Source organism: Bacillus sp. mrc49 (assembly GCF_002803435.1).
Genome location: NZ_PHNG01000640.1, coordinates 48,866 through 73,991 on the forward strand (window position 1 = coordinate 48,866; position 25,126 = coordinate 73,991).

General features: G+C 36.2%; 37 protein-coding genes and 1 pseudogene. 28 read left to right on the plus strand and 10 right to left on the minus strand.

The features are described 5' to 3' along the window. The first annotated feature begins 12 nt into the window (after nucleotides 1-12). From CVN76_RS07350 to CVN76_RS07370, 5 genes are all read left to right on the plus strand, one after another. Nucleotides 13-2,700, plus strand: coding sequence for a hypothetical protein (locus tag CVN76_RS07350; protein WP_100530739.1), 2,688 nt, complete (start codon nucleotides 13-15; stop codon nucleotides 2,698-2,700). A gap of 324 nt (nucleotides 2,701-3,024) precedes the next feature. Then, nucleotides 3,025-4,116: an acyltransferase family protein gene (locus CVN76_RS07355; RefSeq protein ID WP_100530740.1), complete on the plus strand. Its 1,092-nt coding sequence runs from the start codon at nucleotides 3,025-3,027 to the stop codon at nucleotides 4,114-4,116. 162 nt (nucleotides 4,117-4,278) lie between these two features. After that, complete coding sequence (locus CVN76_RS07360; protein ID WP_100530741.1) at nucleotides 4,279-4,728, plus strand: hypothetical protein; 450 nt, start codon at nucleotides 4,279-4,281, stop codon at nucleotides 4,726-4,728. A gap of 15 nt (nucleotides 4,729-4,743) precedes the next feature. Beyond that, nucleotides 4,744-4,989, plus strand: coding sequence for a phage holin (locus CVN76_RS07365; RefSeq protein WP_100530742.1), 246 nt, complete (start codon nucleotides 4,744-4,746; stop codon nucleotides 4,987-4,989). A 59-nt stretch (nucleotides 4,990-5,048) separates the two neighbouring features. Further along, complete coding sequence (locus CVN76_RS07370; protein WP_157805592.1) at nucleotides 5,049-6,023, plus strand: peptidoglycan-binding protein; 975 nt, start codon at nucleotides 5,049-5,051, stop codon at nucleotides 6,021-6,023. An 80-nt stretch (nucleotides 6,024-6,103) separates the two neighbouring features. On the opposite strand, the gene CVN76_RS07375 is transcribed toward CVN76_RS07370, so the two are convergent. From CVN76_RS07375 to CVN76_RS07395, 5 genes are all read right to left on the minus strand, one after another. After that, the gene (locus tag CVN76_RS07375) at nucleotides 6,104-6,859 is read right to left on the minus strand and encodes a Panacea domain-containing protein (RefSeq protein ID WP_100530743.1); all 756 of its coding nucleotides are present in this window, start codon (nucleotides 6,857-6,859) and stop codon (nucleotides 6,104-6,106) included. A 16-nt stretch (nucleotides 6,860-6,875) separates the two neighbouring features. Then, complete coding sequence (locus CVN76_RS07380; RefSeq protein ID WP_100530744.1) at nucleotides 6,876-7,583, minus strand: hypothetical protein; 708 nt, start codon at nucleotides 7,581-7,583, stop codon at nucleotides 6,876-6,878. 117 nt (nucleotides 7,584-7,700) lie between these two features. Continuing rightward, nucleotides 7,701-7,907: a hypothetical protein gene (locus CVN76_RS07385; protein ID WP_100530745.1), complete on the minus strand. Its 207-nt coding sequence runs from the start codon at nucleotides 7,905-7,907 to the stop codon at nucleotides 7,701-7,703. Between the two features lie 54 nt (nucleotides 7,908-7,961). Next, a complete protein-coding gene (locus tag CVN76_RS07390) occupies nucleotides 7,962-8,318 on the minus strand; it encodes a DUF4064 domain-containing protein (protein WP_100530746.1) in 357 nt (118 codons plus the stop codon). Between the two features lie 60 nt (nucleotides 8,319-8,378). Next, entirely contained in the window at nucleotides 8,379-8,573 is a 195-nt protein-coding gene (locus CVN76_RS07395; protein WP_100530747.1) for a helix-turn-helix transcriptional regulator, read from the minus strand. A gap of 262 nt (nucleotides 8,574-8,835) precedes the next feature. Here CVN76_RS07395 and CVN76_RS07400 point away from each other — a divergent pair, with 262 nt between their 5' ends. From CVN76_RS07400 to CVN76_RS07415, 6 genes are read left to right on the plus strand one after another with little or no spacing between them, the layout of a single operon-like run. Further along, entirely contained in the window at nucleotides 8,836-10,143 is a 1,308-nt protein-coding gene (locus CVN76_RS07400; RefSeq protein ID WP_100530748.1) for an FtsK/SpoIIIE domain-containing protein, read from the plus strand. Further along, nucleotides 10,064-10,663, plus strand: a complete 600-nt coding sequence (locus CVN76_RS07405) for a replication-relaxation family protein (RefSeq protein ID WP_100530749.1) — start codon at nucleotides 10,064-10,066, stop codon at nucleotides 10,661-10,663. Before CVN76_RS07400 ends, CVN76_RS07405 begins: the two co-directional genes overlap by 80 nt. Continuing rightward, nucleotides 10,660-10,806 (plus strand): hypothetical protein, encoded by a 147-nt coding sequence (locus CVN76_RS30895; protein WP_157805593.1) that lies wholly within the window; start codon nucleotides 10,660-10,662, stop codon nucleotides 10,804-10,806. Before CVN76_RS07405 ends, CVN76_RS30895 begins: the two co-directional genes overlap by 4 nt. Before the next feature lie 12 nt (nucleotides 10,807-10,818). Continuing rightward, complete coding sequence (locus CVN76_RS30900) at nucleotides 10,819-10,968, plus strand: hypothetical protein (RefSeq protein ID WP_157805594.1); 150 nt, start codon at nucleotides 10,819-10,821, stop codon at nucleotides 10,966-10,968. Between the two features lie 50 nt (nucleotides 10,969-11,018). After that, nucleotides 11,019-11,276 carry a hypothetical protein gene (locus CVN76_RS07410; RefSeq protein ID WP_100530750.1) on the plus strand — a complete coding sequence of 86 codons (258 nt, stop codon included), beginning with the start codon at nucleotides 11,019-11,021 and terminating at the stop codon, nucleotides 11,274-11,276. A 14-nt stretch (nucleotides 11,277-11,290) separates the two neighbouring features. Next, nucleotides 11,291-11,722, plus strand: coding sequence for a hypothetical protein (locus tag CVN76_RS07415; protein WP_100530751.1), 432 nt, complete (start codon nucleotides 11,291-11,293; stop codon nucleotides 11,720-11,722). 210 nt (nucleotides 11,723-11,932) lie between these two features. On the opposite strand, the pseudogene CVN76_RS32350 reads toward CVN76_RS07415, so the two are convergent. Next, a pseudogene (locus CVN76_RS32350) lies at nucleotides 11,933-12,202 on the minus strand (helix-turn-helix domain-containing protein); the annotation flags it as partial. A 244-nt stretch (nucleotides 12,203-12,446) separates the two neighbouring features. Further along, nucleotides 12,447-12,929 (minus strand): helix-turn-helix domain-containing protein, encoded by a 483-nt coding sequence (locus tag CVN76_RS07425; protein ID WP_157805595.1) that lies wholly within the window; start codon nucleotides 12,927-12,929, stop codon nucleotides 12,447-12,449. A 240-nt stretch (nucleotides 12,930-13,169) separates the two neighbouring features. Between CVN76_RS07425 and CVN76_RS07430 the strand changes: the two genes are divergently transcribed. The 16 genes from CVN76_RS07430 (at nucleotide 13,170) to CVN76_RS07510 (ending at nucleotide 22,438) form a co-directional block, all read left to right on the plus strand. Then, the gene (locus CVN76_RS07430) at nucleotides 13,170-13,433 is read left to right on the plus strand and encodes a hypothetical protein (RefSeq protein ID WP_100530754.1); all 264 of its coding nucleotides are present in this window, start codon (nucleotides 13,170-13,172) and stop codon (nucleotides 13,431-13,433) included. Between the two features lie 120 nt (nucleotides 13,434-13,553). After that, on the plus strand, nucleotides 13,554-13,736 hold the full coding sequence (locus CVN76_RS07435; RefSeq protein ID WP_100530755.1) for a hypothetical protein: 183 nt from the start codon (nucleotides 13,554-13,556) through the stop codon (nucleotides 13,734-13,736). A 101-nt stretch (nucleotides 13,737-13,837) separates the two neighbouring features. Further along, a complete protein-coding gene (locus tag CVN76_RS07440; protein ID WP_100530756.1) occupies nucleotides 13,838-14,122 on the plus strand; it encodes a hypothetical protein in 285 nt (94 codons plus the stop codon). Between the two features lie 17 nt (nucleotides 14,123-14,139). Further along, nucleotides 14,140-14,364 carry a hypothetical protein gene (locus CVN76_RS07445; RefSeq protein WP_100530757.1) on the plus strand — a complete coding sequence of 75 codons (225 nt, stop codon included), beginning with the start codon at nucleotides 14,140-14,142 and terminating at the stop codon, nucleotides 14,362-14,364. After that, a complete protein-coding gene (locus CVN76_RS07450; RefSeq protein WP_100530758.1) occupies nucleotides 14,365-15,879 on the plus strand; it encodes an AAA family ATPase in 1,515 nt (504 codons plus the stop codon). It begins immediately after the preceding gene. Then, nucleotides 15,876-16,034, plus strand: coding sequence for a DUF6906 family protein (locus CVN76_RS31405; RefSeq protein ID WP_198512520.1), 159 nt, complete (start codon nucleotides 15,876-15,878; stop codon nucleotides 16,032-16,034). The genes CVN76_RS07450 and CVN76_RS31405 overlap by 4 nt, the downstream gene beginning before the upstream one ends. Further along, nucleotides 16,027-16,248, plus strand: a complete 222-nt coding sequence (locus CVN76_RS07455; protein WP_100530759.1) for a YqaI family protein — start codon at nucleotides 16,027-16,029, stop codon at nucleotides 16,246-16,248. The genes CVN76_RS31405 and CVN76_RS07455 overlap by 8 nt, the downstream gene beginning before the upstream one ends. 501 nt (nucleotides 16,249-16,749) lie before the next feature. Next, nucleotides 16,750-17,655 carry a RecT family recombinase gene (locus tag CVN76_RS07465; protein WP_100530761.1) on the plus strand — a complete coding sequence of 302 codons (906 nt, stop codon included), beginning with the start codon at nucleotides 16,750-16,752 and terminating at the stop codon, nucleotides 17,653-17,655. 9 nt (nucleotides 17,656-17,664) lie between these two features. Continuing rightward, the gene (locus tag CVN76_RS07470) at nucleotides 17,665-18,402 is read left to right on the plus strand and encodes an MBL fold metallo-hydrolase (RefSeq protein ID WP_100530762.1); all 738 of its coding nucleotides are present in this window, start codon (nucleotides 17,665-17,667) and stop codon (nucleotides 18,400-18,402) included. A gap of 33 nt (nucleotides 18,403-18,435) precedes the next feature. Continuing rightward, entirely contained in the window at nucleotides 18,436-19,206 is a 771-nt protein-coding gene (locus tag CVN76_RS07475) for a replication protein (protein ID WP_100530763.1), read from the plus strand. Nucleotide 19,207: 1 nt separating this feature from the next. Beyond that, nucleotides 19,208-20,485 (plus strand): replicative DNA helicase, encoded by a 1,278-nt coding sequence (locus CVN76_RS07480; protein ID WP_232732137.1) that lies wholly within the window; start codon nucleotides 19,208-19,210, stop codon nucleotides 20,483-20,485. An 18-nt stretch (nucleotides 20,486-20,503) separates the two neighbouring features. Beyond that, nucleotides 20,504-20,830 carry a hypothetical protein gene (locus CVN76_RS07485; RefSeq protein ID WP_100530765.1) on the plus strand — a complete coding sequence of 109 codons (327 nt, stop codon included), beginning with the start codon at nucleotides 20,504-20,506 and terminating at the stop codon, nucleotides 20,828-20,830. A gap of 332 nt (nucleotides 20,831-21,162) precedes the next feature. Beyond that, nucleotides 21,163-21,744 carry a hypothetical protein gene (locus tag CVN76_RS07495; RefSeq protein ID WP_100530767.1) on the plus strand — a complete coding sequence of 194 codons (582 nt, stop codon included), beginning with the start codon at nucleotides 21,163-21,165 and terminating at the stop codon, nucleotides 21,742-21,744. Further along, nucleotides 21,741-21,863 carry a DUF3983 domain-containing protein gene (locus CVN76_RS07500; RefSeq protein WP_100530768.1) on the plus strand — a complete coding sequence of 41 codons (123 nt, stop codon included), beginning with the start codon at nucleotides 21,741-21,743 and terminating at the stop codon, nucleotides 21,861-21,863. The genes CVN76_RS07495 and CVN76_RS07500 overlap by 4 nt, the downstream gene beginning before the upstream one ends. A 6-nt stretch (nucleotides 21,864-21,869) precedes the next feature. Then, complete coding sequence (locus CVN76_RS07505; protein ID WP_100530769.1) at nucleotides 21,870-22,193, plus strand: DUF3310 domain-containing protein; 324 nt, start codon at nucleotides 21,870-21,872, stop codon at nucleotides 22,191-22,193. Beyond that, complete coding sequence (locus tag CVN76_RS07510; RefSeq protein WP_157805596.1) at nucleotides 22,151-22,438, plus strand: dUTP diphosphatase; 288 nt, start codon at nucleotides 22,151-22,153, stop codon at nucleotides 22,436-22,438. Before CVN76_RS07505 ends, CVN76_RS07510 begins: the two co-directional genes overlap by 43 nt. 258 nt (nucleotides 22,439-22,696) lie before the next feature. Here the strand turns inward: CVN76_RS07510 and CVN76_RS07515 are convergent, their stop codons facing one another. The 3 genes from CVN76_RS07515 to CVN76_RS07525 all read right to left on the minus strand — a co-directional run bounded on the left by CVN76_RS07515 (nucleotide 22,697) and on the right by CVN76_RS07525 (nucleotide 24,734). Next, entirely contained in the window at nucleotides 22,697-22,972 is a 276-nt protein-coding gene (locus tag CVN76_RS07515) for a sigma factor (RefSeq protein ID WP_100530771.1), read from the minus strand. 647 nt (nucleotides 22,973-23,619) lie between these two features. Further along, nucleotides 23,620-24,063: a carboxymuconolactone decarboxylase family protein gene (locus CVN76_RS07520; RefSeq protein WP_100530772.1), complete on the minus strand. Its 444-nt coding sequence runs from the start codon at nucleotides 24,061-24,063 to the stop codon at nucleotides 23,620-23,622. Nucleotides 24,064-24,482: 419 nt separating this feature from the next. Then, entirely contained in the window at nucleotides 24,483-24,734 is a 252-nt protein-coding gene (locus CVN76_RS07525; protein WP_100530535.1) for a hypothetical protein, read from the minus strand. A gap of 173 nt (nucleotides 24,735-24,907) precedes the next feature. Here CVN76_RS07525 and CVN76_RS07530 point away from each other — a divergent pair. Then, a partial coding sequence (locus CVN76_RS07530) for a hypothetical protein (RefSeq protein WP_157805597.1) occupies nucleotides 24,908-25,126 on the plus strand: 219 nt, incomplete at its 3' end.

Below are 25,126 nucleotides of genomic sequence, written 5' to 3' on the forward strand. Positions count from 1 at the left end.
GGAGGGGAGCGAATGAAGGCACTCATTAAAACAATTAAAGATAAAGCAGGAGAATTTTACCCTGTCACACACGCAACGGCCGTTTTCTATAAAAAAAATATGACGGTCGCAAAAAAGATTCAAGAATTAGAAGATCTATTGGCAAACAACATTAACATGAATTATTTAAAAAATACGGAAACAGCACAAGCGCAAACGGGTGAAATTTTACAATACATTCGTGGCGTATGGAAATCAAAACACATCGGCGGAAATATGAACGTTGATTTAGAAATATATGGACTCAAACAAGGTTACCCAGTGGAAAAACCATACACGGCAGCCGATTACCAAATTGCCTTTGATAATATGCAAGGATTGAATAAGGCATTGCAGGAAGCGAGTGCATTGGGTTATTCCCAGGTAACCTTGCCAAAAGGAACCTATGCATTTTGCTACCCGTATCCAGTTATTCTCCCAAGTAACATTACCTTAAACTTAGGTGGTTCCAAAATCAAGGTTATGTTCGAGTCAGGTAAGCGATCTCCATATGACTCGTCTACGGCGGCAATTTATCTACTAGCAGGTAACCTATTCGAGCTTAAGGGTGTAACCAACGCTCATATAACGAATGGGATTGTTGAAGGTGATATTTACGAAAGAGACTTTACAGATGCAAATGAGAAGGCCGCAGAGCATACTTACGGTATTTCCATTAAGGAAGGGACAAGTTATTGCTCTGTTACACATCTAGAGATACACGGGTTCATGGGTGATAATATTAACTTTACGTCAGGTGGAAAAGTTAGGAATGCCTTTAACACAGGAGCTATTCTAGGCAGCTTAGATCCTACAACTGGCGCAACAATTGCCGGAATAGTAGGGACTACAACTACCATGTATACACCTATACAAAACTTACCTTTGCCCGTATCAGATTATCAGGTATTTTCATTGGCTGGGCAAGGGTACAATCGGACAACTTCATTAACTAATAAATACGTGGATGTTTATTATTATGATAAGGACGATAAATTTTTAGGTAAATTACTAAACCGAAAAGTTCATACCCCAATCCCGATAGCGAGAAAAGCAACGAAGTATCGGATGGTCTTCTACAATGAGACAGACACAGCCAAGAACTTCAATATCTTTATGAACTACGGTGGGGATTGCCATCATAATGTTGTTGAGTCCAATGAGATTTATAACGGTCACCGTGGCGGCATCACTCTAGGTGGATCATATAACATCATTCAGAATAACAACATCCGTGATAACGGAAAATCAGACTATGACTTTGCCTTCTTGGATGGCTTTCCAGCATTCAATGATTCGACTCGATACGCAATTAACCAAGAGGACTCTTTCGGAGACAATAATTCCGTTTGTTACAATCATATATCTGGAGGATTTCATGGGCTACTTCTTCGTGGGTATTCTCAATTTGTAGATCATAACGTATTCGATAGCCTATCTGGTTCGGCTATTGTACTATATGACGTGGAATACGCAGCTGTTACGAATAACTATGTACAGCAAGGATTGACATCCTTGTTCGGAACTACCTTACCGGGTAATGTTATCATCACAGGAAACTGGCTAGGCGGTGGTTTTCAAAATCAGAAAGCAACTACTTATGAAGGAATTTGTTCGGATAACTTTATACTAAGCAGAATAGAATCAGGATCATTGAGGTTTGAAAGAAATACAATCTTAGTCAAACAATTGCCTGTGGGATTGACTGCAGGATTTTTGGGAAGCAAGTTCTATAAAAATAAATTCATTGCCTCTACGGTAACGGATATAGTAGTGACAGAAGTTCTGCCTACCGGAATGATATTAGAGGAAAATGAATTTATTAACTGTAATATTATTTTTAATGCAAGGGACAATGCCGTTACCTTTAAAAAGTGCACTTTTAAAAATGGGAAGACAAGCACAACAACTACTCCAAATACTCTAATGATAGAGATGGAGAATTGTGATTTCACGGATCATCTTATTGAGCCAAGAAACGGCACTGTAGTAGACTCTCTTAAGTTTACAGTTAAGAATAGCCGTATAAATTTTACATCATCCTATGCTCTCACTTATCTATTTAGCATCGTGAATGCAAATGCTGTAAATGCATTTACTTTCAAGTTTAGTAACAATACGGTAAAGATTGATAATCCGGCAATTACAAGCTTTATCAAGTATGGTTATAACTATTCTAACTCAGTTAATCATGAAATCTTTTCGAATAGCTTTGAGTACACGGGAGCAGGCGTGGTAACTGCGGATTTGTTTAACTTGACATCAACAAACAACGCATTTTATTCAGGGAATAAACTTACCAATATTGCATTAAAGACAAACCTAAGTGATGCGAAGATTAAGCTTTATAATCCGTACAAGACGACTTTGGCTGCTCCGATTTCAGGATACTATTATTTAGGTGAGAAAGTAGAGATATCCATTCCGGTCGCGGGCGGTAATATTGGTTGGATCAACTTAACTGAAGGTTACGCAAATGATACAGCTTGGGTCACAACTACACCATACGCTTTAGGTGCAAGAATCTATGTGGGGACAAACGTCTATCAGGCTACTGTCGCAGGAACATCCGGGGCGACTGCACCGTCTCACACAACGGGGACAGCTGTGGATGGAACTGTTACGTGGCAATACATGGGACAAAAAGCAAAGTTTAAATCGTATGGAGCAATACAAGCTTAGAAAAAATTAATACGCAAATCAGTATGAAGATGTTGACATAACAGTCGAAACGTTTTTAAGACTCAATCATGAGGTTGCTCATTGATGACTACTTAAGAAAATATACAGTAAGCCTATCCTTTATTATCCATATAAATTATAATGTTCATTATTAAGAATAATTTACTTGGAGGATGGAGGAGGTAGTGGTTTACTTTATTTTCAATAGAATAAGGTATATTGAGCCAATAAATCATAAAAACCAGTTAACATTAACTGGTTTTTATGATTACAATGATGGGAAGTGAATTCTTAATTAAGAACTAATTTATAAGGAGACTCATTATGGAACTTTCAAAAAACGATACGAAACTACTAAAGGGAGTAGGGATCTCACTTATGCTACTCCTTCATCTTTTTGCAAGGAAAGAAATTGAAGGCTTGTATTATTCACCTTCATTAAATGGAAATCCATTAGTATACTATGTCGGACTAATCGGTGATGCATGCAGGCCAGTATATTTGTTTGCGACTGGATATGCGTTTTATGTAATGTTCAGTAGTAACAAGAAAAACTTTATTTTTAGAAACTTTAGCAGACTTTTGAAACTTTTGGTGAATTTTTGGATTGTCTTTCTAATATTTGTTCCACTAGGTTTTTATTTAGGAAAAGACACAACGTTCACATCAAGTTTCTCTGAATTCATATTGAACTTGTTTCTTTTGTCAAATTCCTACAATGGAGCTTGGTGGTTTTTAAAAATATATATTATACTTGTTCTTATTTCTCCTCTAATAATAGCTCTAATAAAAAGTGAAAATTCAAAAGTTATATTTTTAGTTTCAGGAAGTATTTATTTTTTATCTTATATACAAAGATTTCGCCCACTTTTCGAATTTCATGATAATAGCATTTTAGCTACAATCGTTGAAACAGTTGCCTTGTTGGGCACTTCTCAATTTTCATTTGTGGTTGGCATTATCTTTGCAAAAGAATTACTTTATTCCAAAATACACTCGAAAGTTAGTAAAGTTAGATATAAAAATATATACGGATGTCTAATTGTACTAACCCTATTTATAATTCATGGATTTATTGAATCAGCTATTATAGGTCCTATTAATGGAATAACAATAGCTATTGTTTTTACTTTAATGAACAAGAGTAAGGTCGTTGAAAGCATAATTGGGTTTCTTGGTAAGCACTCCACAAACATTTGGCTTACTCATATGTTCTTTTATATGACTATTTTCCCCAACTTGACGTTTGCTCCTAAAATACCCATCCTAATTTATGTTTGGTTATTTACCTTATGTATTGGTTCATCTTATGTTATAAATTTAATATATAAACCAATAACCCAATTAATTGATACTAAACGAAAAGTAGATAAAAGTTTACCGCAGGTTGAAAGTAAAGTTCAGGGTTTAGGATAACTAGTCTGTTTTCAAATGTGAGATTAAAGTTGCTTTATTTATTACTAAAATTCAAGTCGTCCCTACGGGGCGGCTTTTTATTATGAATAAATTTCATCCTAGACATATATACAGAGTGAATTTTTATGTTAAAGGGGGTCATGAACATTGGAGGGGTTCAACATGGAAAAGAAAGTCCAAGAACATGACATAATGCTGAATTCAGAAATTTTACCCAGGGTCGAAATCTTAGAATCGAAACAGGAATCTTTAGAAAAAAGTCAATTAGCTACTAGTCAAGAAGTACAAGCATTACGTAATGATTTGTTATCTGTACAAAAGGGGCAGGTGCAGTTAGAAAAAGGACAAAAAGAATTGGAACTTACTATGGTAAAAGAAGGGGAAGCTAATCGGAAAATAATGAATGAAAATAAGGACTTATCGAATAGGCTTCTTGATCACGTACTAAAAAAGGATGAAAAAGAAACGGAGGTTGAGGAAGAAGCTAAGAAAAGGAAGGATGAGAACGAAGCAAAACTGAAATCTCAGAAGTGGGAAATCATTGGCAAAGTCGGTTCCATCCTTGTAGGGTCAGGCGGAATTCTATATGTCATTCTTCAATCTATTCAATAGAAGGAGCTGTTATTTATGGATAAATCAAAACAATATGTAGCAATGATTGGCGGCGCCCTGGGAGCGCTGCTTTTATTTTTTCAGGCGTTAGGATGGGAAATATCATGGTTTAATGCAAAAACGATCGATACATTTTTAAACTTTTTATTGGCTGCTGTCCCTTTGATTTTTGCATTGTACGGTGTCTATAAAAACCAATATATCGTAACGAAGAAAGCTCAGGTACAAGAAAAGGTCTTGAAAAAGAACGGATTGAAATAAGCTGCCCATGATCAGGCGGCTTTTTATTATGAATTTAAATTAAAAGGAGACGATGGAAAATGACAGTAGCATTGCAAACTTTATTAGATCGTTCAAATAAAAATATGGGTTCCGGTATGAATTCAGTGGTTAAGACCTCCGCATTAGAAATGATTAAACGGGCTTTTAAAGAAGGTATCTATGCTCAAATTAGTGCCGGCTTTAGGTCGATGGAAGAACAGGCCGCGTTATATGGTCAAGGTCGTTTTTATAGCTACAAGGGTAAAAACTATTCCAAACTGTCTGAGCCGAAGGTGACAAAAGCATTGCCAGGGCAATCATTCCACAACTACGGAGTAGCTATTGACTTTTTTATTGTCAGTGATGATGGTAAGAATGCAATATGGACCATTAATGCGAAATGGAGACGTGTCGCTGCCATTGGTAAAGAGTTAGGTTTTAAATGGGGCGGGGATTGGACAGGCTTTAAAGATTATCCTCACTTGGAAATGACGGGCGGATTATCTTATGCGCAGATGCAATCAGGTAAAAAGCCAAGTCTTACTTTAAAGTTCAAGGATAATGAGGCACCGGTTGTCGTCGAGCAGCCGAAAGATGAGGTGGTCTCAGAGGTCACCAAGGAGCCTTCGAAGAACAAAGGAGATAGCACAATTATTTCCATGCAGAAAACGTTAAATAGTCGATATGAAGCAGGTCTAGTTGTGGATGGCATTAATGGACCTAAAACACAAACAGCGCTGATCACAGCGCTTCAGACTGAACTGAATAAGCAATTCAAGAAAAAACTTATTGTGGATGGAACATGGGGGGCTAAAACTAAGGCGGCCATTGTTACCCTTGAAAAAGGGGCAAAAGGCAATCTAACTTGGATTCTACAGGCTGCGCTTTACACAGAGGGATATAGTCCTGGATCACTTGATTCCATCTTTGGAAAAGCTACAGAAACGGCATTAGAAAAATTTCAGAAAGCTAGAAAGATTACTGCAGACAAAAAGGCGGGAAAAGCTTCGTTCAATGAACTATTTGCGTTATAAATAAATCATTGAAAAAGAATGTTTATGTTTTTAACTCAAAATGTCCCACAAAAAAAGCCCTCTGTAAAGAAGGGCTTTTTTTATCGACTATCAACAACATAGTGATATTGTGTAATAAATTCATCTGTTATGTGAGAATTTTTACCTGGTTTATAAACCCTATCCCAAGGTCCTCCTTCAAGATGTGTTCTTTCAACTAATTCAGTAGCACTTTCTTCTTGGAAATCCTCTATGACATTAACAATACAATCTAATGCAACTAATCCGTGTTCGGATGAGGCTATTTTCATGAAAATTGGTGTTACAGCTTTTATATCAGCTGAAATTCTTATTATTTCATCTTCTTTATAATCAATAACTCCACTACCATGTACTTTAAACTTATGGAAGACTGTCTCCACTACTGGACCGTATTTATAAGCAACAATTGGATCGGTAAATAATTTTTCACCAGTTCTTAACAAAAATCTAGAATAAGAATAATATAAAAGTTTTTGCAGTTTAAGGTGAGACATAGGCAATGCCGATAAGATAAATTTAGCGACATCATATGCTCTCAATTTTTGATCCTTTGAAATTAAATCAATAAATACCTCTGTATCAGAAGAGATGGCCACATCATTAAAAAATGTATCTTTTTCAACAACAGAGTTCCAATCAGTGGAGTCCGTTGATAGCTTGTGTATAGCCAATTGAACATCTCCACATCTTCTCTTAACTCGTTTTGTAAAATCGTGAATAATATCTTTTTGTAATTTTTCTTCTGCAGAGTAATGCCAACCGATTCTTACACCACTAGTGTAGTCACTGACAATTGCAATAAAGTGAAAAGCCATTTATCATTCACTCCTTTCAATTTTCTATAGATTCTTTATATATTTCCGCCCATTTTGTGTACTCTTGTTTATGAAGTGAGTGGGATATCTCATTGTTAGTTGTATCCGAAGGGTTCCATATTTGTAATTCCCAAGGGAAATAATTATTGCTTTCACCGTAAAAGTAGATATGGGTAGCTTTATAATCACCTTTAGATGCATTGGTTTTCTTAATTTTAATGAACTTTGACATGTCATTACAAAGTTCATTAAACTGCTCGCAATTATGATCAAAACCATCAATAATTATTCTGGTGCCTAAAAGGTCATTTAAACATTTATTTATTGCATATTTTCCATTTCCGTCTTTGCCGACTTGGTAATATTTCAACTTATTAACAATTGACTCTTTTTGTTTAACTCTTAAACGTAAATCGAATGTTTCGTATGTGAAATCCAAATCAGTTTCAATTGTTAATTCTTCTAACTCAGTTATGTAATCTTTTACTGTTGAATAAAAGCTGTTGTCCAGTATAAATACTTCCCTTTCGTCAATAGTTTTACACATCACATGACGAACTTGTTTCTTGTTTAAATTAAGTAGTTCCATTCTGGATATTCTTTTCCACTTTCTGGAGAATTCATCATGCATACTATGAATCTTTAATACTATTTCTTCTATAACGTTGTAATGGCAATAGGGTACTTGCTCGGTAACTATTGAGGTCTTAAAATAAGATTCCATAATCTTTCGTCCTTATAAGGTTAATACGTTTAATTATAATACTTATAGATAAGATTAACTAGAATTACTTTCACTTAAGACCATAAAAGACCACAAAAAAAGAGTTAGACCGAAGTGTCATTCAGAATACTTCGGTTTAACACTCTTCACTAACTCCGTAATATCATTTTCCCCGTTATAAATCACCTGATCAATTCGGAAGTCATCACTCGCAGCAAAGTTATTTTTAATCTGCTGAATCCACTCATACGCGGCAATGGCAGCCGCCCAGTCCGGATCCTTTTTGAATTCTGAATTCCTCACTGAAAAGCTGCCACTTTGCATGAATTTACTTCCTTTAGAATGTAAGTACACTTTGATATTTATGTTCATCGCTTTTTAAACTGCGACATTTTGGCTGCTATCTTTTTTAGACACCATCATGATACCAGCAATAAGGAGCATTATCCCCGGGATAAAATAAATGGATAACGTGTAAAGCACACCCATGACTAAGATAAAGATACCCCACCCACGACTATTCATTTTAATTTTAAAAGTAGCTACCCAAATTAATACGAGCAACGGAATAGAGAGGAGTGAATAACCAACTAGATACAAAAATATAAAGTAATCGGCATCATCAGCAGCTGGTGCAAATCCTGTGAAGAAAGTAATAACACTAACGATAAACCATCCAATAGTTAAGAATATGGTGGCGATAAGTGACAATGTAAACTCTGTAGATCGATTCATAAATGAAGTCCCCTTTTTTATAAAATTATACTGTAAGAAATCAGAATATAAGTCATCTTTTCAATTATCCTCCTCATATAAATCATCGACTTTCACGTCTAATAATTTAGCCAATTTAAATGCTTTATCGATCGTTGGATAGTTTCTCATGTTTATCCAATTTGAAATTTGTTGTGATGAAACCCCTAACTTTTCGGCTAAATATTTACTTTTCAGACCTCGTTCTTTAATGATTTCTCCTATTAAGCATTTCATCTCATCACCCTATAAAGTTATTCTCTTTTACAAGTGAATATCCCTCTATAAGAAAATCTGTAAAAAAATATAAGTTTTTTTATACAGACAAGCAATATTGGGCGGAGTTCGGAATATTCTTAAGCATAGTCTTTAACGGACGGAGAAATAGAACAGTTGAAATTGAGGTTCAAACCGCACAAGCGCTATAAATTATGGCAATCACTTTCTATTCCAAACAACTACAACTATTTACTCCGTAAATAATAAGGATGGTGACGAAATGATTGTAGAGATTGCAAGCACTTTGGCATTCGGGGGTCTCGCTGGATTTTCTTATGTAAAATCGAACGGAAAAAAATCTGTAAAAAGTGACTCAGATAAGATTTTAAAAATATTCAATAATGCTGGTTTAAACAAAGGTGGCGAAACAATAAGGATAATTAGGAAAGAAGAAATTGAAAATGGCATGATGTACGTTTTCCAATTACCGCTTGGTTTAGGATCCGACGAAATCATTAGCAAAAAAAAGGTGTTAGAAGACGGACTAAATACCAGGAGCCGCCTTACAGAGATTCATTTCAGGGATATTAAGAACATTAAACACCTAAAGTGGGATAAAACAATTTTAAAACAGTTAAAAAAAATATTCACCAAAACCCAAATGATTAATAAAGAGGTCGAAATTGAATTTGACGGAACGTTACGTTTAAAGGTGTATCACAGTCCACAGGAGGAGAAAATCCCCTGGGAGGAAACCCTGCTGCAACCTGGAACATGGAAGGTGCTTATAGGAAAGAAGCGGGCCGAACTAATTTATCATGACTTCGATAAAACAAAGCATTTAATTATCGCTGGTGTACCCGGTTCCGGAAAAAGCGTGGTAATGAAGCTGATTATTACAAGTTTGATATTATCGCAGCCTGATAACGTTTCATTTTCCTTGATTGATTTAAAAGGTGGCCCTGCTTTTGCGAGGTTCAAGGATTGTAAACAGGTTGAAAACTTCGCGGTAAATAATAAAGAAGCTTTAGATGTACTGAAAAAGGTTGAAGAAGATATGGAAAAGGTGTACCAGAATGTATTGGTCGCAAAAGGGTTTGAGGATATAACCGAAGCTGGAATAAAAGAAAGGCATTTCCTTGTCATTGATGAAGCTGCGGACCTTGCAGGGGATAAAGAAGCGGTTGAAATATTAACGAGTATAGTTCGCAAAGGTAGGGGTAGTGGTCATTACGTGGTATATGCAACCCAATATCCAACAGTCCAAACGGTTGCCAGCCAGATAAAAAGGAATATTAAAGCCCGTTTAACTTACGTCCTGGATAGTGCCATCGCTTCCAATGCAGTCCTGGATACTAATGGCGCTGAAGAACTGCCAGAAACACCAGGAAGAGCAATTTATAAAGTAGCAAAAATGAAGCATTTTCAAACTATATTGATTGAAAACAGCGAGATAGAAAAGCAAATCAAACCTTATATAAACATCAAACCAAGAAAGGAAGAGATAAATGGAACAAAGAAAACTGGAACAAACAACACTGAAACATCAGAGAATGGAAAACATCCTTTGGAGTTTAAAGCGATTTGATTATTTAACGCAAGCTCAAATACAAACCATTCATGATCTAAAGGGCGAGAGGAACGCAAACCGTATACTCAACAGCATGACCGATTATATTTGTTCATTCAGGAATGGGTTAGAAAAGGTATATTACTTGAACAAAAACGGCCGTGAATTAGTGGATCACGACGTAATTAGAAAGAAAACGGCGAATGCGGAACATTTTATCACACGAAACCAATTGTGGATACATCAAAGAAGGCCGAAAGATTGGGAAAATGAGGTCGAAGTAAAGGCTGGAGGTGTTTGTCTTATATCTGATGCCAAGACCTCGCAAAACGGTATTCCAGTCTTTATAGAAGTGGATATATCACAACCAATGCAAGTTAACAAAGCGAAGATTGAAAAATATAAAAAGATTCAAATGTTATCTAAAGATCCTTTTTATGTGGTGTGGGTTACGAAATTTCCAAGTCGCAAGAAAAAGTTAATGGAATTATCTGCAGGATTAAAAGGTCATGTTTATACGGTGGAGGAGATTATATGAAGATAGAGGATGAGCTTTTTAACGACATGGTTATGTTGGCTAAATTAGGATTTGAAAGTTTATCAGAGGAAGAAATACAAGAATGGTACGGAAGTGATTATTATAAAAAACTAAAAAAATACCTTTTTGAATGTGGATACTAAGGAGTGGATCATATGACATTCTTATTCGGAACATTATTTAGAATCAGCGTGATTGCACCGACTACTTTATTATCTATACTTTTCTTATTCAGCCTAATGATCATTTTCAAACCAACACGCTGGTATTGCATCGGTACGTTATTTGCTTTCTTATTCGTATAATTTGCCAGGTTCAAAATGAACTTAACAAACTCAGTAAAGGGGGAGCGAAAATGAAATTTTGGGCCATTGCTTGTCAATTTGAAAAAGAATCATTTTTTGATTTTGATAGTTACGGCATTGTAGATGGACTAAAACATACTTGTTTATTGCCAACAAAGGAATTAGCTGAAACATTTATTGAGGATGAGTTAGGTATTGATTATATATCAGTAAAAATTGAAATCCAAAGACTTGAACAAAACAGTTGGCTGTACAGCAGAGGTAAAGTAGATGGTTGGGATAATAATTATAATTCAAATAAACTATGAGGAGTGAATTTGAAATGAAAATTGAAGCGATTAAATACAGTGATTATATGGGCGGCCAAAGGTTCGAGGAAAAGAAAACGATGAATGATATTGGCGGTATGTTAAAGAAAGCAGGTGTAGCCACAGCGGGTGCCATTATGTTAGTGAAAGCTCCTTTAGCATTGGCTGCGGTAGAAGCACCACAAGGTTTATCTGTCCCGGCATCAGCGGTCAGCGGAGCAGTTAAGCAACAGGTCATCCACGCGTTTGATCCACTGGTTGATTTAATGATGTCCCTTAGTTTACCGATAGCATCCGTTATAATCACAGGGGCCGCGCTGATGATCCTAATGGGATTCAAAGAAAAAGGTTATCCAATGATGTTTAGCGCTTCGATTGGCTATTGCTTAGTGCAGCTAACGCCTATGTTTATAAAAATATTGGCCGGTGTAGGTGGGGCTATTTAATAAGGCAAGGATAATTAGAAGAGTATGGAGGGGCATTGTTAAAAATTATCAGATGACGAAAATGGCATTAATGGGCTATACTTACATTTATAAAAATATTCTTAATTAAGAATGTTCTTGTAATAGAACGGTTGTTCGTATATAATTTGTATATCAAATGGATCAGGAAAAAAGAATCACCTTGCCTTCTAGGAGTAGACAAAGTGATTCTCATTTAAACTTATATTTAATATCTCTATACAAATTGAGTGATTGCAACATGAACTCACGCTCATCTTCCTCCATTGCTTCATAAAGGAAAGGAACATCGGTTCTTTGGAATAAATAATCTAGACTTACTTTATAGTACTCTGCTAATTGGATAAGGGAATTATAATCAAGCTGTCGTTTTCCTTGCTCATAATTGTTATAGGCAGTTCGAGTGACGCCCAAAATATTAGCAACTTGTTCTTGAGTTAAGTTCTTTTTAGTCCGTAGTTCCTCAAGTCTCTTAGTTAAAACGTTTTTCGCCCCCCTCTATTTTACCAAAATAATCAATATAACTATTATAAAAGGTAGAGGGGTTTTTATAATGCAAAAGTCACAAAATGTTACTATTTATAGTGTTTTTGTTAACGAATTGTGACGAAGGAAGGAGTGTATAAGAGTTTGAAAGAACCTGTAGATCTAGAGGAAGTAGCAAGGAAGTTAGGTATTCACATCAATAATTTCAAGTTAGAACTAACTAGGCTTTATTCTGGTTCACAAGACGAAGAGAACGAATATAAGCAATAATTCCTTTGGTTTCATCTTCTGTTAGATCCATACCATCTATTTGAACATTAAACTGTTTTAATAATTCATCATCAGAAAGATCAATATTCTCGATAAAGTCATTTTCTACTGGAGATGGCTTTTTTGATTTTGAAACATATCCTGAAGAATTTTCTTTTACTATTAGTGGCTTTTCATTAGAAAAAACATAAGTCTCTTCAAGTAGTTCTTCTTTATCCCAGTATCCGCAAGCAACCATTAATTCTACATAAGAAGTTGATGTTAAAAAACGAGCTAATTCTTTTAATGTTTCCATAGAAGGTTTTTGAATTTCTTTTTCAATTCTAGAAATTGTAGCAGCAGTTATTCCAGATTTCTCAGCTAATTGTACTTGTTTAGTGAATCCAGAAGCTATCCTATTTCTCTTTATAAATTCCCCATAACCTTTATTCATCTCAAGTTCCTCCATTAATTTATCTATATTTGTATTTATATGGTTATTTTTTGTGTTTATATTATTTAACTAAAAATATACCAAAATTTTTACGAGCGCGCAATAAACTATAAGTAAATATAATTTACGTTCGAGTAATTTTTTTGAAACTTTACGCAATTTATTATTGCGCGCGCGTAATTTTTGGTATATATTGAGTTCAACAGGAAAATATACCAACTTTTTAAAGGGGGTGATGTTATGGAAGATAAATTGGAGAGAGCTGCTTTGCGACTTAATGCTAAAGAACTTAGGATAGCAGCGATCGAACACAACCTGAGAACCGACAAACAGATTGCAGAAGCCATTGGAGTTTCAAGCACTCAACTCTGGAAAGCAACTTTGCCCATCAATGACCCAAGGCACAATACACCAGGCCCAACATTTATTGCAGGAGTTTTAAGCGCATTCGGTGAGCCGTTCGAAAGATTCTTTTTTTTAGAAGAAAAACTTACGAGGTCGTAAATGTGGAGGTGAAACTAGAATGATAGATATTTTCCTAATTTACATGATGGTAGTTTTATTGAGCATCGTTGCTGGTAGTTTTCTTGCAGATGAGAGACTTAAAGGAGGTGATGATAAAAAATGAGTGAGGTAACTGTTTGGTATATGACCGAAGAAGAAAGGTTGGCTTATATAAAGAAACATCCGATCGTACCTTCCGAGGAAAAACCTAATAAAAGTGGAGCTGCCTTTTCAAACATTCACGCCTATGGTGAACGCAAAAGAACATTAGAGGAGGGGAGAAGAGGTGAAAATCAAATCTAAGGAATGGTTATCAATGTCTAATGTCGATCGCTACATGGAGATCTATCGTGCTTATGTCAGGAGTCAAAAATCTTAATTAACATTTAAAGGAGGTGAAAATTTTGGACATTAAAACTCTTGAGTATTTGGAAGAACGTTCTCTAAAAGGAAGAGAATTATTAGATCAAATTGAAAATTTGAAAAAGCAAGTATCAATGGTGAAAAAATCTAGAGGTATCATTGATATCCATACTCCCGTCAGCTCAATTAGACCAATCCGCAACGCACAAGATGGGCAGTTATCCAATAATTATCAAACGCAAGTAATAGCTCATATGTATAACACTTTTATCAATGTTACTCATTCGGAAATCCAATGCCTAGAACAAGAATTAGCTGAATTATAAAAAGGAGCTGAATAGGTATGAGGGAAAAAGTAATTAAATCATTTGAGGTAGTCGCTGAATCTACACATCCTTTTATTTATAAATTCGAGGTTGGTAAGGAATTTGGTGGACAATCTGTGGATGACATTATCGAACATGATGGAGTATTTAAATTGTTTAACCGAAAGGATGAACTAATCACTGAAATTCAATTACCAGTAGTCGGTGTGAGGTACGAATATCCAGTTAGTGAGGTGATGTAAATGCAGGTAATTTTTAGATCAATGACACTTGTTAATTTTAAATCCCACCGTGATATCACTGTTAACTTTGGCGAGCAAACGGATATCACGGGGGAGAACGCTGAGGGAAAATCCACAGTGTGCGAAATCCCCTCATATGTATTTTATGGCACAGATGCACTTGGAAGCAAATTGGATCCTACGCCAATTACTTACGAAGTAAATGAAACAAAGGTTTCACTTTTGTTAGAAGTTGATGGAAAAGAATTAATGCTTGGTCGAAGCCTTAAGAAAAATAAGACTACCTATTATGTGAATGATGTTCCTTCTAAAGCCGGGGAATTCAATGAAGTGGTTGAGAAACTTTTTGATAAGGATTTGTTCCTTTCTCTTTACAACCCTAATTATTTTCCGTCCATGCATTGGGAAAAACAGCGGTCTATGCTTCTGCAGTATGTTCCATCACCAGTAAATAAAGATGTACTAAAGCATATGCCGGACGAGCAAAGCAAATGCCTATCGGCACTATTAAAAAAACATAGTTTAGAAGATATAAAAAAAATCCATGCAGAGAATAAAACCAGCTTGGATAAAAAATATATTGCTGCCCAGAGCAGAACAAAAACTTTGAAAGAACAGCTGGATCAAATCGCTCCTACAGTTGCAATTGATTCATTAAAGGTCGAAGAAGGCCAACTGCTTAAACAGATAAAAGAAATTGAAAAGATTACGGATTCTGCAGGTGACACAAATCGGAAAATAAATAATCTTAATACTCGAATCCGTTACATGTTAACTGAACGTGATCAAATGAAAGAGGATTTTCAAAGGTTGAAGGATGAAGAAATTCAAGGATCTTGCCGAGTATGTAAACAACCTTTGAAAGATGAATCATTAGAATCCGCTGAAATGGAAAAGCAGGAACGGATTAAAAGATTCAAAGAAAATTACAATGCCCAGGTCATTCAACGTAAAGAACTGGAGGAGGAACTTTCCAAACTGGAATACATTGATGTCTCTGAACAAATTGAAAAGGTTAGAGAGCTTGAGCGACAACGTGATCCAATGCTTCAGGAAATTAGGAATCATGGTCAGTACGAACAGCTTAACAATCAGGTTAATCAAGCCCAAGCTGATGAAAATGAAACACTTCAATTCCTGAATGAGTCCATCTTCATCTTGGATAGTGTGAAAGCATTCAAGGCCAAAGAAGCCGAGCTGCAGGGTGAAAAGGTACAAGCTCTTTTTGAAACATTGTCCGTCCGTCTCTTTGAAGAACAAAGAAATGGTGAGTTAAAGAACACCTTTGAAATTGAGCTTGATAAGAAGCCTTATCGCAAGCTTTCAACAGCAGAAGGTATAAGGGCAGGGTTGGAGCTCAGGGATGTTCTTTCTCGACAGAGCGACCTTATAACACCTGTTTTTGTGGATAACGCTGAATCGATCACAAGCTTTAAGCAGCCTGTTGGCCAGTTAATTGTTTCAAGGGTAGTTGCAGGTCAGAAATTAAAAATTGAAGGGAAGGATGTGGAATGAAATCAGGCAGAAAACCCACGATCAACCAGCGTAAAGCCATGGAATGGGCAGGGGTCAAAGACACCAATCAGTGGTTAGTCGTGAAAAACCTTCCAGGGGAGTTGCACATTGTCCATCGTCTTACAGGTCAAATTAGGGAGTTGCCCAATGGCTGACATAGAACATCCGATTGTTACTGAAGTCAATAAAACCGGCTATGCAAATCTTGTTGCGCAGCCGGAGCACTTCGGCACTGATTATTTCGGTAACGAAGTCCTTATTGGTGACTCAGTTGTTATCGATTCTAGCAACGGTGAATTAATTCTCGAAGATAGTTTGGAAGATTATCTGATTGAGGTTAAAGGATTTCAATTTAAGACTGCGGATTAGTAGACGCAAACTGTGCGGTAACTAAAGGGCTCTGAACTGAATATAATCTTTTACAGGACCTAGGGGGGATACAATTGAAAACTTGGGAAATGATTAAACGATCTGTACAAGGAGATATTTGGTATTCGGAAACTTTAGGTTACTCGATCATTCAAACTTCTAGAGGATTAGTTTCACTAAAATCAAAATCAAAATTCCATTCAATAAAAGCATCAAATAACTTTTTGAGAGCCACTGACTGGAAAAAAATCAATAAGGACCATTAATTACTTGGTTTAATGCAGAGTACTACTGGGCTAACACTTTAAAACTATTAAAATGGATATTAAATAACTGACCCTAAACCTAACCCTATCCCAAAAAAGGTAACTATTGCGGAACAAGAATAGTTACACAAACCAAATTATATAAGAAGCTATTCGGGAGTTTTTTAGTTCCATCGAAAGTAAAGATGCACAGTTCGAATAAACACTGAATCAAAAATTAGGAGGAATTTAAAACATGGCAAACAATAATTCAATCGTTCAATATACACCGGAAATCAACGAAGCATTCAAACCAGAAGTTCTGCAGGTCATTCGTAATTCAATTGCTCCAACAGCTAGTGATCAAGAGTTTCTTTTATTCGCTCATAAGGCTGCAAGTTATGGCCTTGATCCATTCAAAAACGAAATCTTTTTCATCAAGTACGGCAACACTGCCCGAATCCAATTTGCTGCCGAAGCTTACCTCTCAAAAGCCAGGGAACAAGAAGGGTTTCAGCCACCTGATACTCAAATGGTTTGCGAAAATGATGAATTTAAGGTTGCCAAGAATTCCGAAACCAAAGAACTTGAAGTGGTTACTCATGAAATCGGGTTTCCTCGCGGTGAAATTATTGGGGCCTACTCAATTTCTTACCGTGAAGGGCAACGGCCGGTAACTTTCATTATGGATCGTGCGGAAATTGAACACATGTTTAAAGGCCAAAATAAAGATAACTGGCAGAAGTGGACTGCCGATATGTTCGGGAAACATGTGCAGCAGCGGGCGTTAAAGAAGCAGTACGGCTTAGAGTTCGGAGACGAGGATATCCCGCAACAAGAAGGAAGTGCAGTCCCAGAATATAAGCCAAAGGAGCGCAAGGACATTACTCCTAACCAGGAAGTTATAGATAATCCCAATAAGCCGAGTAAGCCAAAGAGTGAAGATTTAAATGCCATTGATGAAGCTAAAACAGAAATGGTAAAGAAATTTGAAAGGCTCGGTATTCCTAAAGGAAAAGCTCGTACTGAGTACATTGAAAAGAATGCCCGAGACATTAAAGGAGAACCTACCTTGCCGCAGCTTCTCGGTTTGCTGGAATTAATGGACATGCACATTGAAATGCAGGATGCGCAGCGTTTTGATGAAGATGAATTGGAATGAGGTAAATAGATGAAGGTTGATATTTTAGCTAGTGGATCAGGCGGCAACGTAATTGCTGTCCGGTCCTCTGGAAATACCATCTTAGTAGATGTAGGAATCGCTAAAACGAAGATTGAAAAAAGGCTGCTGGAGGTCGGGATTCGTCCCGACTCCATAGATGCCATTTTAATAACACATGCACATTCAGACCATGTTAAAGGTCTTTCGCTGGCAAATAAATATCAAATTCCTGTTTTTGCTTCTAAGGGTGAATGGAAAAGCATTAAGGGAGTAAATGAGGAATTGCGGCATGAAATTGTTGGCAACATGTTGGTAAGTGGTTTTGATGTAACGCCATTTAAAGTTTTTCATGACGCTTTTAATCCATTAGGATACGCAATTGTGGATAACGTTGGGGATAAAGTTTCCGTTTGCTTGGATACTGGAGAGGTAGATTCTGAAATGATAGAGACTATGAAATATAGCAATTTCTTTATCATAGAGTCAAACCATGAACCTGCAATGCTAGAACATTCTAATTATCCAAACAGCGTAAAGGCGCGTATTCTTTCCGACATTGGACATTTAAGCAATGCACAAACTGCCGAGGCCCTTACTAAGCTTGTGAAGGGGGTTGGAGAAAAAATTTATCTTACTCACTTATCCAGTAGCAACAACATGACGGAGCTGGCGAAATTAACGACCATAAGGGCTCTGAGCAAGAAAGGATTAAAGGCTGGAACACATTATGAAATTGAGGTGTTTTGACGCTTGAAGATATTAAAGAACGGATGAAGCTAAATGGCAAATCCACAAACTGAAAATGGATACACAAGAATTGCTAATGAATTACTCGAACAGATCATGAAGCTAAGTTTAAATGGTACTCAGTTTAGAATTGTTTTGGCCGTGTGGCGCTATACCTACGGTTTTAGACGAACGGCGCATACCATGCCTCTTTCGTACATTGCATCAAAAATTGAAGCCAGTAAAGGCCAAGTGCAAAACGCTTTGGATCAACTCATTAAGAAGAAAATCATTGAAGTAGCGGAAGATTCAAAAGGGGGGAGGAAATTGAGTGTGAACAAGAACTACGATGAATGGGATTCTAAAGAAACAGTAACTTGTACAGCTTCTGTCCCTAAGCCACCAAAACCCAGGAAGGCAGCCAAGAAAAAAGTGTATGGAGAAGATGATTCCTATTTCAAAATGGCTGTTTACTTTCACAACCTGGTCAAAGCTGTTGCTAAGGAAGCCGGCATAGAGCATTTAATTGCCAGGGCAAATTTACAAACTTGGGCCGATGACTTTAGGAAATTAGTTGAACTCGAAAAAGTCGATAAATACCTTGCTAAAGACGTCATGGATTGGGTTGTAACCGATAATTTTTGGAGAACGAATATTTTATCAGCCTCAACTTTTAGAAAACAATTCGCCAAATTGGCAATGCAAATGGCAAGTCAAAAGAAACCTTCCCAACCTAAAAAACAAATCGATTCCCGCGATAAGGATATTGAGTTTCAGCAGTGGGTAGCTCGAGGTGGAGATCCAAATGATTTCAACTGGAACTGAAATGGCTCCCGAACAATCGGTATTAGGAGCAGTCTTCCTCGATCAAGATGTTCTTGATGAAATTACTTTCTTGGAAGAACGGGATTTTCTTATCCCAAAGCATAAAGAAATTTATAAGGTAATGAGATTCCTAGAAAAGCGTGGAAAACCCGTGGATATCATTACTGTAACCGAGGCTTACGTTAAATTTGGGAATATCGAAAAAATCGGTGGTGTTCCGTACCTATCTGAATTAGCAGCATCTTGTCCCACCACTGCAAATGTTAAATTCTATGCTGAAATGATCCGTTCAAAGGCTATGGAGCGCAGGATTAAAAATACAGCTCAAATTATCGAAGGTATGTCCAGAAGTGATTATGAAACTGATGAAGAATTCTTTTCCTATGTTGAGCAGCTGGTGACCGAATTAAGGCCTGTTGATAATGCGAAGATGCTTAGTTTTTCAGAATCTAGAGAGGAATATTACAAGCATTTGAAAACGCCGGCCGAGTTCATTAAGACAGGATTCTCCGAATATGACAAGTGGGCTCAAGGAATATGGAGAGGTTGGCTATTCATTAGTGCTGGCAGACCTTCAGTTGGAAAAACCGCATTGGCCCTACAAAGAATAAATGGAGTCGCTAAACAAAAAGAAGGTGTCGTGCTTATTTGGAGTCAGGAAATGAAAAGAGATTCTTTAAAAGATCGGATGATATCAGCTGAAACAAGTATCCCTTTCCAAAGAATCAAAATGAAAGACCTGAATCAAAAAGAGCAAAAGCTTGTTGATATGGCTTATGACAATTTCGAATACCTTCCCATCTTTATGCAGGATAGCTCCGGTGTAACAATTGATGAAATCAAGGCTACTGCCAAGCAGTTTAAAAGGAAGCACGGAAAGATTGCCATGATCGTAGTGGACTATTTGCAAATCATGAACATCCCTCAGACAAATGGTGATACAAGGGCCCTCGCGATTGGACGAGTCACAGGTCAAGCAAAACAAATAGCTATGGAACTAAATTGTTGCTTTATGATGCTATCACAAATGACCAGGGATTCTGATAAAGGTGGAATACCAAGAAGGCCCGTGTTAGCGGATTTAAAGGAGTCGAGTTCCATTGAACAGGATGCGGATGTCGTTGAGTTCCTTTGGAGTGAAAACGAAAGGACCTCTCAGGGGAAAATCATTAACCAAACTTTTGCTAAGGGTCGAGATATAGGTGTGAATGAGTTTAAGTTGCTTTTCTTAAACTGGAAGCAAAAATTTACAGAGTTACCTGATCAGATAAAAAAATAGTGAGAGGACGGTAAAACAATGGGAGAAAATGAATTGTTATTTGAAATTGGTGACTGGGTCTGGATACCACATAGAAATAACGCTATTGGATTTATCACAACTATATCTGAGATAAACGGTAACTGTCGGATAAGAACTCAGTTTGAAGGTAAGGAAAATCATCTATGGATAGATCTTGATAAACTTTACGAATGTAAAGAATTAGCCTTAGAGAAAGAAGACTTCGACGAAATTATTCACTTGGCATTACATTATGGTGATCAGCAATGGTTCGATGATTTACATGAAAGGATTCCCATTGTTCTAAAGGACATTTTTTTTAACCAAAAACTTACGAGGTCGTAAAAAATATGAATTTATATCAGGCTACTAACCACCAACTCTACCAAATAGCCATGGATAACAATATTAGATTAAAAGTCAGGTATGCAGCAGCTAAAGAATTGCAAGAAAGGAGAAAACGGAATGCACAAATGTGAGTATCCGGAATGCACTGAAGACCGCAAAAAAACGTGGGGACTTGTTCCCCTTTGCGCATTCCATTACCAACTTATTTTAGAAGAAACGCTCATTTATTACAAAGCTCCGAATAAAAAGCTTTATGAGTACAGGCTTCATTATTTAAAAATAGCTCCTCAGATTTCATGGAGTCGGGATAATTAGAAAGGAATGGTTATATGCGATTTGTTGGAATTGATCCATCAACTAAAACTGGACTTGTTGCAATGGACCAGGGAGGTATTGTTTTAAAGGCAAAAGAATTGAAGGGTTTAGGTTCAGTAGATCCAAAACGAATTGTTACCTTAACTGATGAAATCATGGCCCACGTCTTACCTGGTGATGTTATCTGCATTGAAGGTGTCCCGTTCGACACTCAACGTGCAGCACAAGCAGGATGGATACATGGAAGTATTAGAAACGCTTTGTTCAGAAGGAACCTAAGTTATTATGAAGCAGCTCCTAACGCTGTTAAAAAGTTCGTTAATGTCACTGGTTGGGTTGGAGAGATTGGCCACAAAAAAAGACTAGTAGGTAAAGATAAAAAGCTTGCTGTTATGAAGGCGGTGGAAGAACATTTCGGCTTTGCTCATGCAAGTGACAACGTGGTTGATGCATATATCCTTGCTGAAATAGCTAAATCAATTTGGTGCTCAGGCAATATTTCTAACGCTAAGCCTAATTACCAACATGAAGTTATAGATGCCATCTTAAATCCAGTTACCAAGCCTAAAAAGAAAAAGAAGGTGGCTAAAGCATGACGGATAAACAAAAACGTCGAATGAAAAAGTCTCTAGCCAAAAGAAAGAAGGATCGCTTGAATTGCGCATTCAGAAACATCTTTGTTAAGTCTGGTGTTCTAGAAGAAAGAAAAGGGTGAATCCGCATGGATGATTTAGAGAAAAAGTCATTAAAATCCGGTGATACTCCTCAGGCTGCTGAAGATGTAATAAACAAACCAAACCATTATCACAAGAACGGTATTGATGTGATTGGTTTCTGTGAAGCTCAATTCTCTAAAGATGAATTGAGGGGGTTCTATCGGATAAATGTTTTGAAATACGTGACTCGTTATCAGGACAAAAACGGTATAGAGGATTTGGAAAAGGCGGAATTTTACCTCCAGAAATTAATTGAACTTGAAAAGGATTTAATGATGGGAGTCGTTTGCTGGGAATTGAACCTGGGGCAAGAGTCGAAGAAATATTAATCCCATATAGCGCAAGAAAGAACATCATCAAAATGCTTAATCAGGTTTTTCTCTCTATAAGTGATCTCGAAGTAAATATTAATTACCATTACGCCAGGAAAAACGCAGTCCTTTCAGAATACAACGGTTTACTTACCAACCTGATAACTCTTGGAATACTCCTTGGATTCGATTATGAACAAATCGAGGCTGCATATTTCAAGAAAAACGCGATCAACCTGAAACGTCAGGAAGAAGGATATTAATGACCAGGGAAAACCGTCCAGTAGTTGTCCGGCGGCGCAATAAAGGTGAGGTGGAGGAAGCCATAAAAGATTTGGAGAAAAGGGGATTTATACTTCTGCATCCACTCACTATGTTTTCGAATGGCTGCTGGTTCGCTAAGATGCAAAAAGTCGTAGTGTAGACACAAAATGTAAAGTAACATATTTTACAAAAAATAAAAAAATACAATTGTGATAACATTTCTATTTTTATTAAAATTCATTTGTGTGGTAATTAATTCACCTTTTATTGGTACGTTGATAAAAATAGTATTTGTAAATTAATTTTTTTATGAGATAAGTGGAAACCTGTTTTTCATTAGAATCTTTAAAAGACAGTGGTGAATCCCACAATTCTTTAAATGTACTATAGATTAAATTCTCGGCATTAATATCAGAACCAGTGAGTTTAAATGCAATATTCTTAAGCACATCTTTGTGATTTGAGTACATTTTCGAAAAAAAAACCGTATCTTTATTTAATATGTGTTTAATAATTTCCTGTTTATTTTCCAATTATTGCACCTCACTTCCTAATATAACACTTACAAGAATATGTACCTCGTATATTTAAAAACTAAACATATTAGAACGGACACATATTGTGCGGTAATATTTTTACAAATCCGCACTGATGTAAATAAAAAAGTAACTATTCTTTTCCTAGAATAGTTACAACCGAAGAGGTAATAAATAAGAGTTAAAATTTATTTGGAGTACACATTAATAAAATATGCATTGTTTCAAAACAAGTTAATAAAATCAGGATTTTCGATTCTTCTCATTAAAGAAACACTTTTTGCAAAAGACCTTAATTTCAATTTTCTTTTTGTCTTTCTTACTTCCTTTTTTGCTCATATTTATCGCTCCTTTCTCGGTAACTTAAACTATATTATGTAATGTGGACAAGATATGACACGGCAGATTTTATGGTTTTTAAATTTGACATTAGCATAAAAAAAGTAACTATTCTCGGACAGAAATAGTTACTTTGAATTAATGGTATCGAATAGCCCAATCTGGGAGACATGGTCTATCTAACTTAAGTATATGCAGCTTGGTCTTAAAGGTTGATTTATAACAGCTCGAATATAACATGTAGACACAAATTGTGCAGCAAAATAAACGAAAAAACGAACACCATAGGATGTTCGTTAAGAAAATTAACCCTTAGTTGCTGTATTGCCCATTGCAATAGAGATTCTATTCCAACTGTTTATTTGATTAATAATAAGAACTAGATCAACATATTGTTTCTCATCATAATGTTCTCGGACACGCTTGTATAAGTCATCAGGAACTCGTTTTGTTGGTATCAAGGTAATATGCTCGGTAAGTTCCAAAGCAACTTTTTCTTCAGATAAATAAAAATCGCATTCTTCCCAGGCATTTAAACAATAAATTCTTTGTTCAGTTTCACCCATCTTACGAGCATCGGATGTATGCATATTGATGCAGAAGGCACAACCGTTAATTTGAGAAGTTCTAATTTTGATTAACTCTCTAATAGTTCGATTAATAGAAGAGTTTTTAGTGTACTTCTCCATATCCATCATAATTTTCATACCATCGGATGCAACATCATTGTAGGAGATTCGTTGACTCATAAGGCATAACCCCTTTGTTTTAAGATAATTTTATTATACATGCAGACGAATCTTCGTACCAATATTTCCCTTTAGATTATTTATAGTTAAGGGGGATGTTAGCTGAATTAGTACATTTAGTTGCTTCGCAGTACGAATAAACTATTCAATAAATTTATAAATCAATGTCATGGCAATAAAAAACAAAGTAATTACGCCATAAATAGTTAAAGACCAAATAAGGCCACTTCCTTGAGTTTTAGAGAACCTGTAAATCGAGTATGTAAAAGTTATAAAAAAAAAGACAAATAAGACTCCGTATATCCAGGTCAGACTAAATCACTCCTTTGGTATATAAAGTATTATTATGTCAATTTAAAAAATAAAAATTCATAAAGAAAAAAACTCTAAGCATCAATAAATTAACAAAAAAAATACTCCTAAACAGGAGTATGAATATGAGTATCTTTAGAAATAAGGTTTGTAATCACTTGTGCAGCTTCAGCTATATCGCTAAAAGTATCTACTATATCCCTATCTGGATAAGTTAATTGAAAAATTTGTTGGGAATTAATAGTTAAGGATCTTAATTTTAAAATTCGAATTCCATTTGAAGTAAATGTATGGGTAATATCTACTTCGCGAAAATCACACAATGTTGAAAGGAAATTTTTCACATGCTCGATTGTCATTTCAGTCTCCTTTCCATAAATGGGAAGTGACTAATAACAGTCGGGTAGGACCCAAATATCCTTACTTTTTCTAACTATAACATCAGAAAGTTTGAATGTATATTCTTATCATGTTACAAAAAGTTACAAAAATAGTGCGGCACAGTACGAATAAACCAGGAAGGAGCCAACTCATGAAAGGACTAGCCGGACTAAGGAAGATTGTGGAGGGCCAAAAGACAGTTTCAACAAAACGGTTAAAACCTTTGCTGGATGAGATTCAAAGTTCCTATATCCAAACGGGCAATAAGGTGAAAAGCCAGGCAGAGACCATTAGGAAAATCAATAAAAAATACAGTGTGGTAAATTCCAAGGCGGCAAGATTATCGGTCCATGTTCAAACTCACGAGGAT

Bases quoted from the DNA above. Each gene is read 5' to 3' on its own strand.
- CVN76_RS07350 (WP_100530739.1), top strand. From the start codon at position 13: ATGAAGGCACTCATTAAAACAATTAAAGATAAAGCAGGAGAATTTTAC.
- CVN76_RS07355 (WP_100530740.1), top strand. From the start codon at position 3,025: ATGGAACTTTCAAAAAACGATACGAAACTACTAAAGGGAGTAGGGATC.
- CVN76_RS07360 (WP_100530741.1), top strand. From the start codon at position 4,279: ATGGAAAAGAAAGTCCAAGAACATGACATAATGCTGAATTCAGAAATT.
- CVN76_RS07365 (WP_100530742.1), top strand. From the start codon at position 4,744: ATGGATAAATCAAAACAATATGTAGCAATGATTGGCGGCGCCCTGGGA.
- CVN76_RS07370 (WP_157805592.1), top strand. From the start codon at position 5,049: ATGACAGTAGCATTGCAAACTTTATTAGATCGTTCAAATAAAAATATG.
- CVN76_RS07375 (WP_100530743.1), bottom strand. From the start codon at position 6,859: ATGGCTTTTCACTTTATTGCAATTGTCAGTGACTACACTAGTGGTGTA.
- CVN76_RS07380 (WP_100530744.1), bottom strand. From the start codon at position 7,583: ATGGAATCTTATTTTAAGACCTCAATAGTTACCGAGCAAGTACCCTAT.
- CVN76_RS07385 (WP_100530745.1), bottom strand. From the start codon at position 7,907: ATGCAAAGTGGCAGCTTTTCAGTGAGGAATTCAGAATTCAAAAAGGAT.
- CVN76_RS07390 (WP_100530746.1), bottom strand. From the start codon at position 8,318: ATGAATCGATCTACAGAGTTTACATTGTCACTTATCGCCACCATATTC.
- CVN76_RS07395 (WP_100530747.1), bottom strand. From the start codon at position 8,573: ATGAAATGCTTAATAGGAGAAATCATTAAAGAACGAGGTCTGAAAAGT.
- CVN76_RS07400 (WP_100530748.1), top strand. From the start codon at position 8,836: ATGATTGTAGAGATTGCAAGCACTTTGGCATTCGGGGGTCTCGCTGGA.
- CVN76_RS07405 (WP_100530749.1), top strand. From the start codon at position 10,064: ATGGAACAAAGAAAACTGGAACAAACAACACTGAAACATCAGAGAATG.
- CVN76_RS30895 (WP_157805593.1), top strand. From the start codon at position 10,660: ATGAAGATAGAGGATGAGCTTTTTAACGACATGGTTATGTTGGCTAAA.
- CVN76_RS30900 (WP_157805594.1), top strand. From the start codon at position 10,819: ATGACATTCTTATTCGGAACATTATTTAGAATCAGCGTGATTGCACCG.
- CVN76_RS07410 (WP_100530750.1), top strand. From the start codon at position 11,019: ATGAAATTTTGGGCCATTGCTTGTCAATTTGAAAAAGAATCATTTTTT.
- CVN76_RS07415 (WP_100530751.1), top strand. From the start codon at position 11,291: ATGAAAATTGAAGCGATTAAATACAGTGATTATATGGGCGGCCAAAGG.
- CVN76_RS07425 (WP_157805595.1), bottom strand. From the start codon at position 12,929: ATGAATAAAGGTTATGGGGAATTTATAAAGAGAAATAGGATAGCTTCT.
- CVN76_RS07430 (WP_100530754.1), top strand. From the start codon at position 13,170: ATGGAAGATAAATTGGAGAGAGCTGCTTTGCGACTTAATGCTAAAGAA.
- CVN76_RS07435 (WP_100530755.1), top strand. From the start codon at position 13,554: ATGAGTGAGGTAACTGTTTGGTATATGACCGAAGAAGAAAGGTTGGCT.
- CVN76_RS07445 (WP_100530757.1), top strand. From the start codon at position 14,140: ATGAGGGAAAAAGTAATTAAATCATTTGAGGTAGTCGCTGAATCTACA.
- CVN76_RS07450 (WP_100530758.1), top strand. From the start codon at position 14,365: ATGCAGGTAATTTTTAGATCAATGACACTTGTTAATTTTAAATCCCAC.
- CVN76_RS31405 (WP_198512520.1), top strand. From the start codon at position 15,876: ATGAAATCAGGCAGAAAACCCACGATCAACCAGCGTAAAGCCATGGAA.
- CVN76_RS07455 (WP_100530759.1), top strand. From the start codon at position 16,027: ATGGCTGACATAGAACATCCGATTGTTACTGAAGTCAATAAAACCGGC.
- CVN76_RS07465 (WP_100530761.1), top strand. From the start codon at position 16,750: ATGGCAAACAATAATTCAATCGTTCAATATACACCGGAAATCAACGAA.
- CVN76_RS07470 (WP_100530762.1), top strand. From the start codon at position 17,665: ATGAAGGTTGATATTTTAGCTAGTGGATCAGGCGGCAACGTAATTGCT.
- CVN76_RS07475 (WP_100530763.1), top strand. From the start codon at position 18,436: ATGGCAAATCCACAAACTGAAAATGGATACACAAGAATTGCTAATGAA.
- CVN76_RS07480 (WP_232732137.1), top strand. From the start codon at position 19,208: ATGGCTCCCGAACAATCGGTATTAGGAGCAGTCTTCCTCGATCAAGAT.
- CVN76_RS07485 (WP_100530765.1), top strand. From the start codon at position 20,504: ATGGGAGAAAATGAATTGTTATTTGAAATTGGTGACTGGGTCTGGATA.
- CVN76_RS07495 (WP_100530767.1), top strand. From the start codon at position 21,163: ATGCGATTTGTTGGAATTGATCCATCAACTAAAACTGGACTTGTTGCA.
- CVN76_RS07500 (WP_100530768.1), top strand. From the start codon at position 21,741: ATGACGGATAAACAAAAACGTCGAATGAAAAAGTCTCTAGCCAAAAGA.
- CVN76_RS07505 (WP_100530769.1), top strand. From the start codon at position 21,870: ATGGATGATTTAGAGAAAAAGTCATTAAAATCCGGTGATACTCCTCAG.
- CVN76_RS07520 (WP_100530772.1), bottom strand. From the start codon at position 24,063: ATGAGTCAACGAATCTCCTACAATGATGTTGCATCCGATGGTATGAAA.
- CVN76_RS07525 (WP_100530535.1), bottom strand. From the start codon at position 24,734: ATGACAATCGAGCATGTGAAAAATTTCCTTTCAACATTGTGTGATTTT.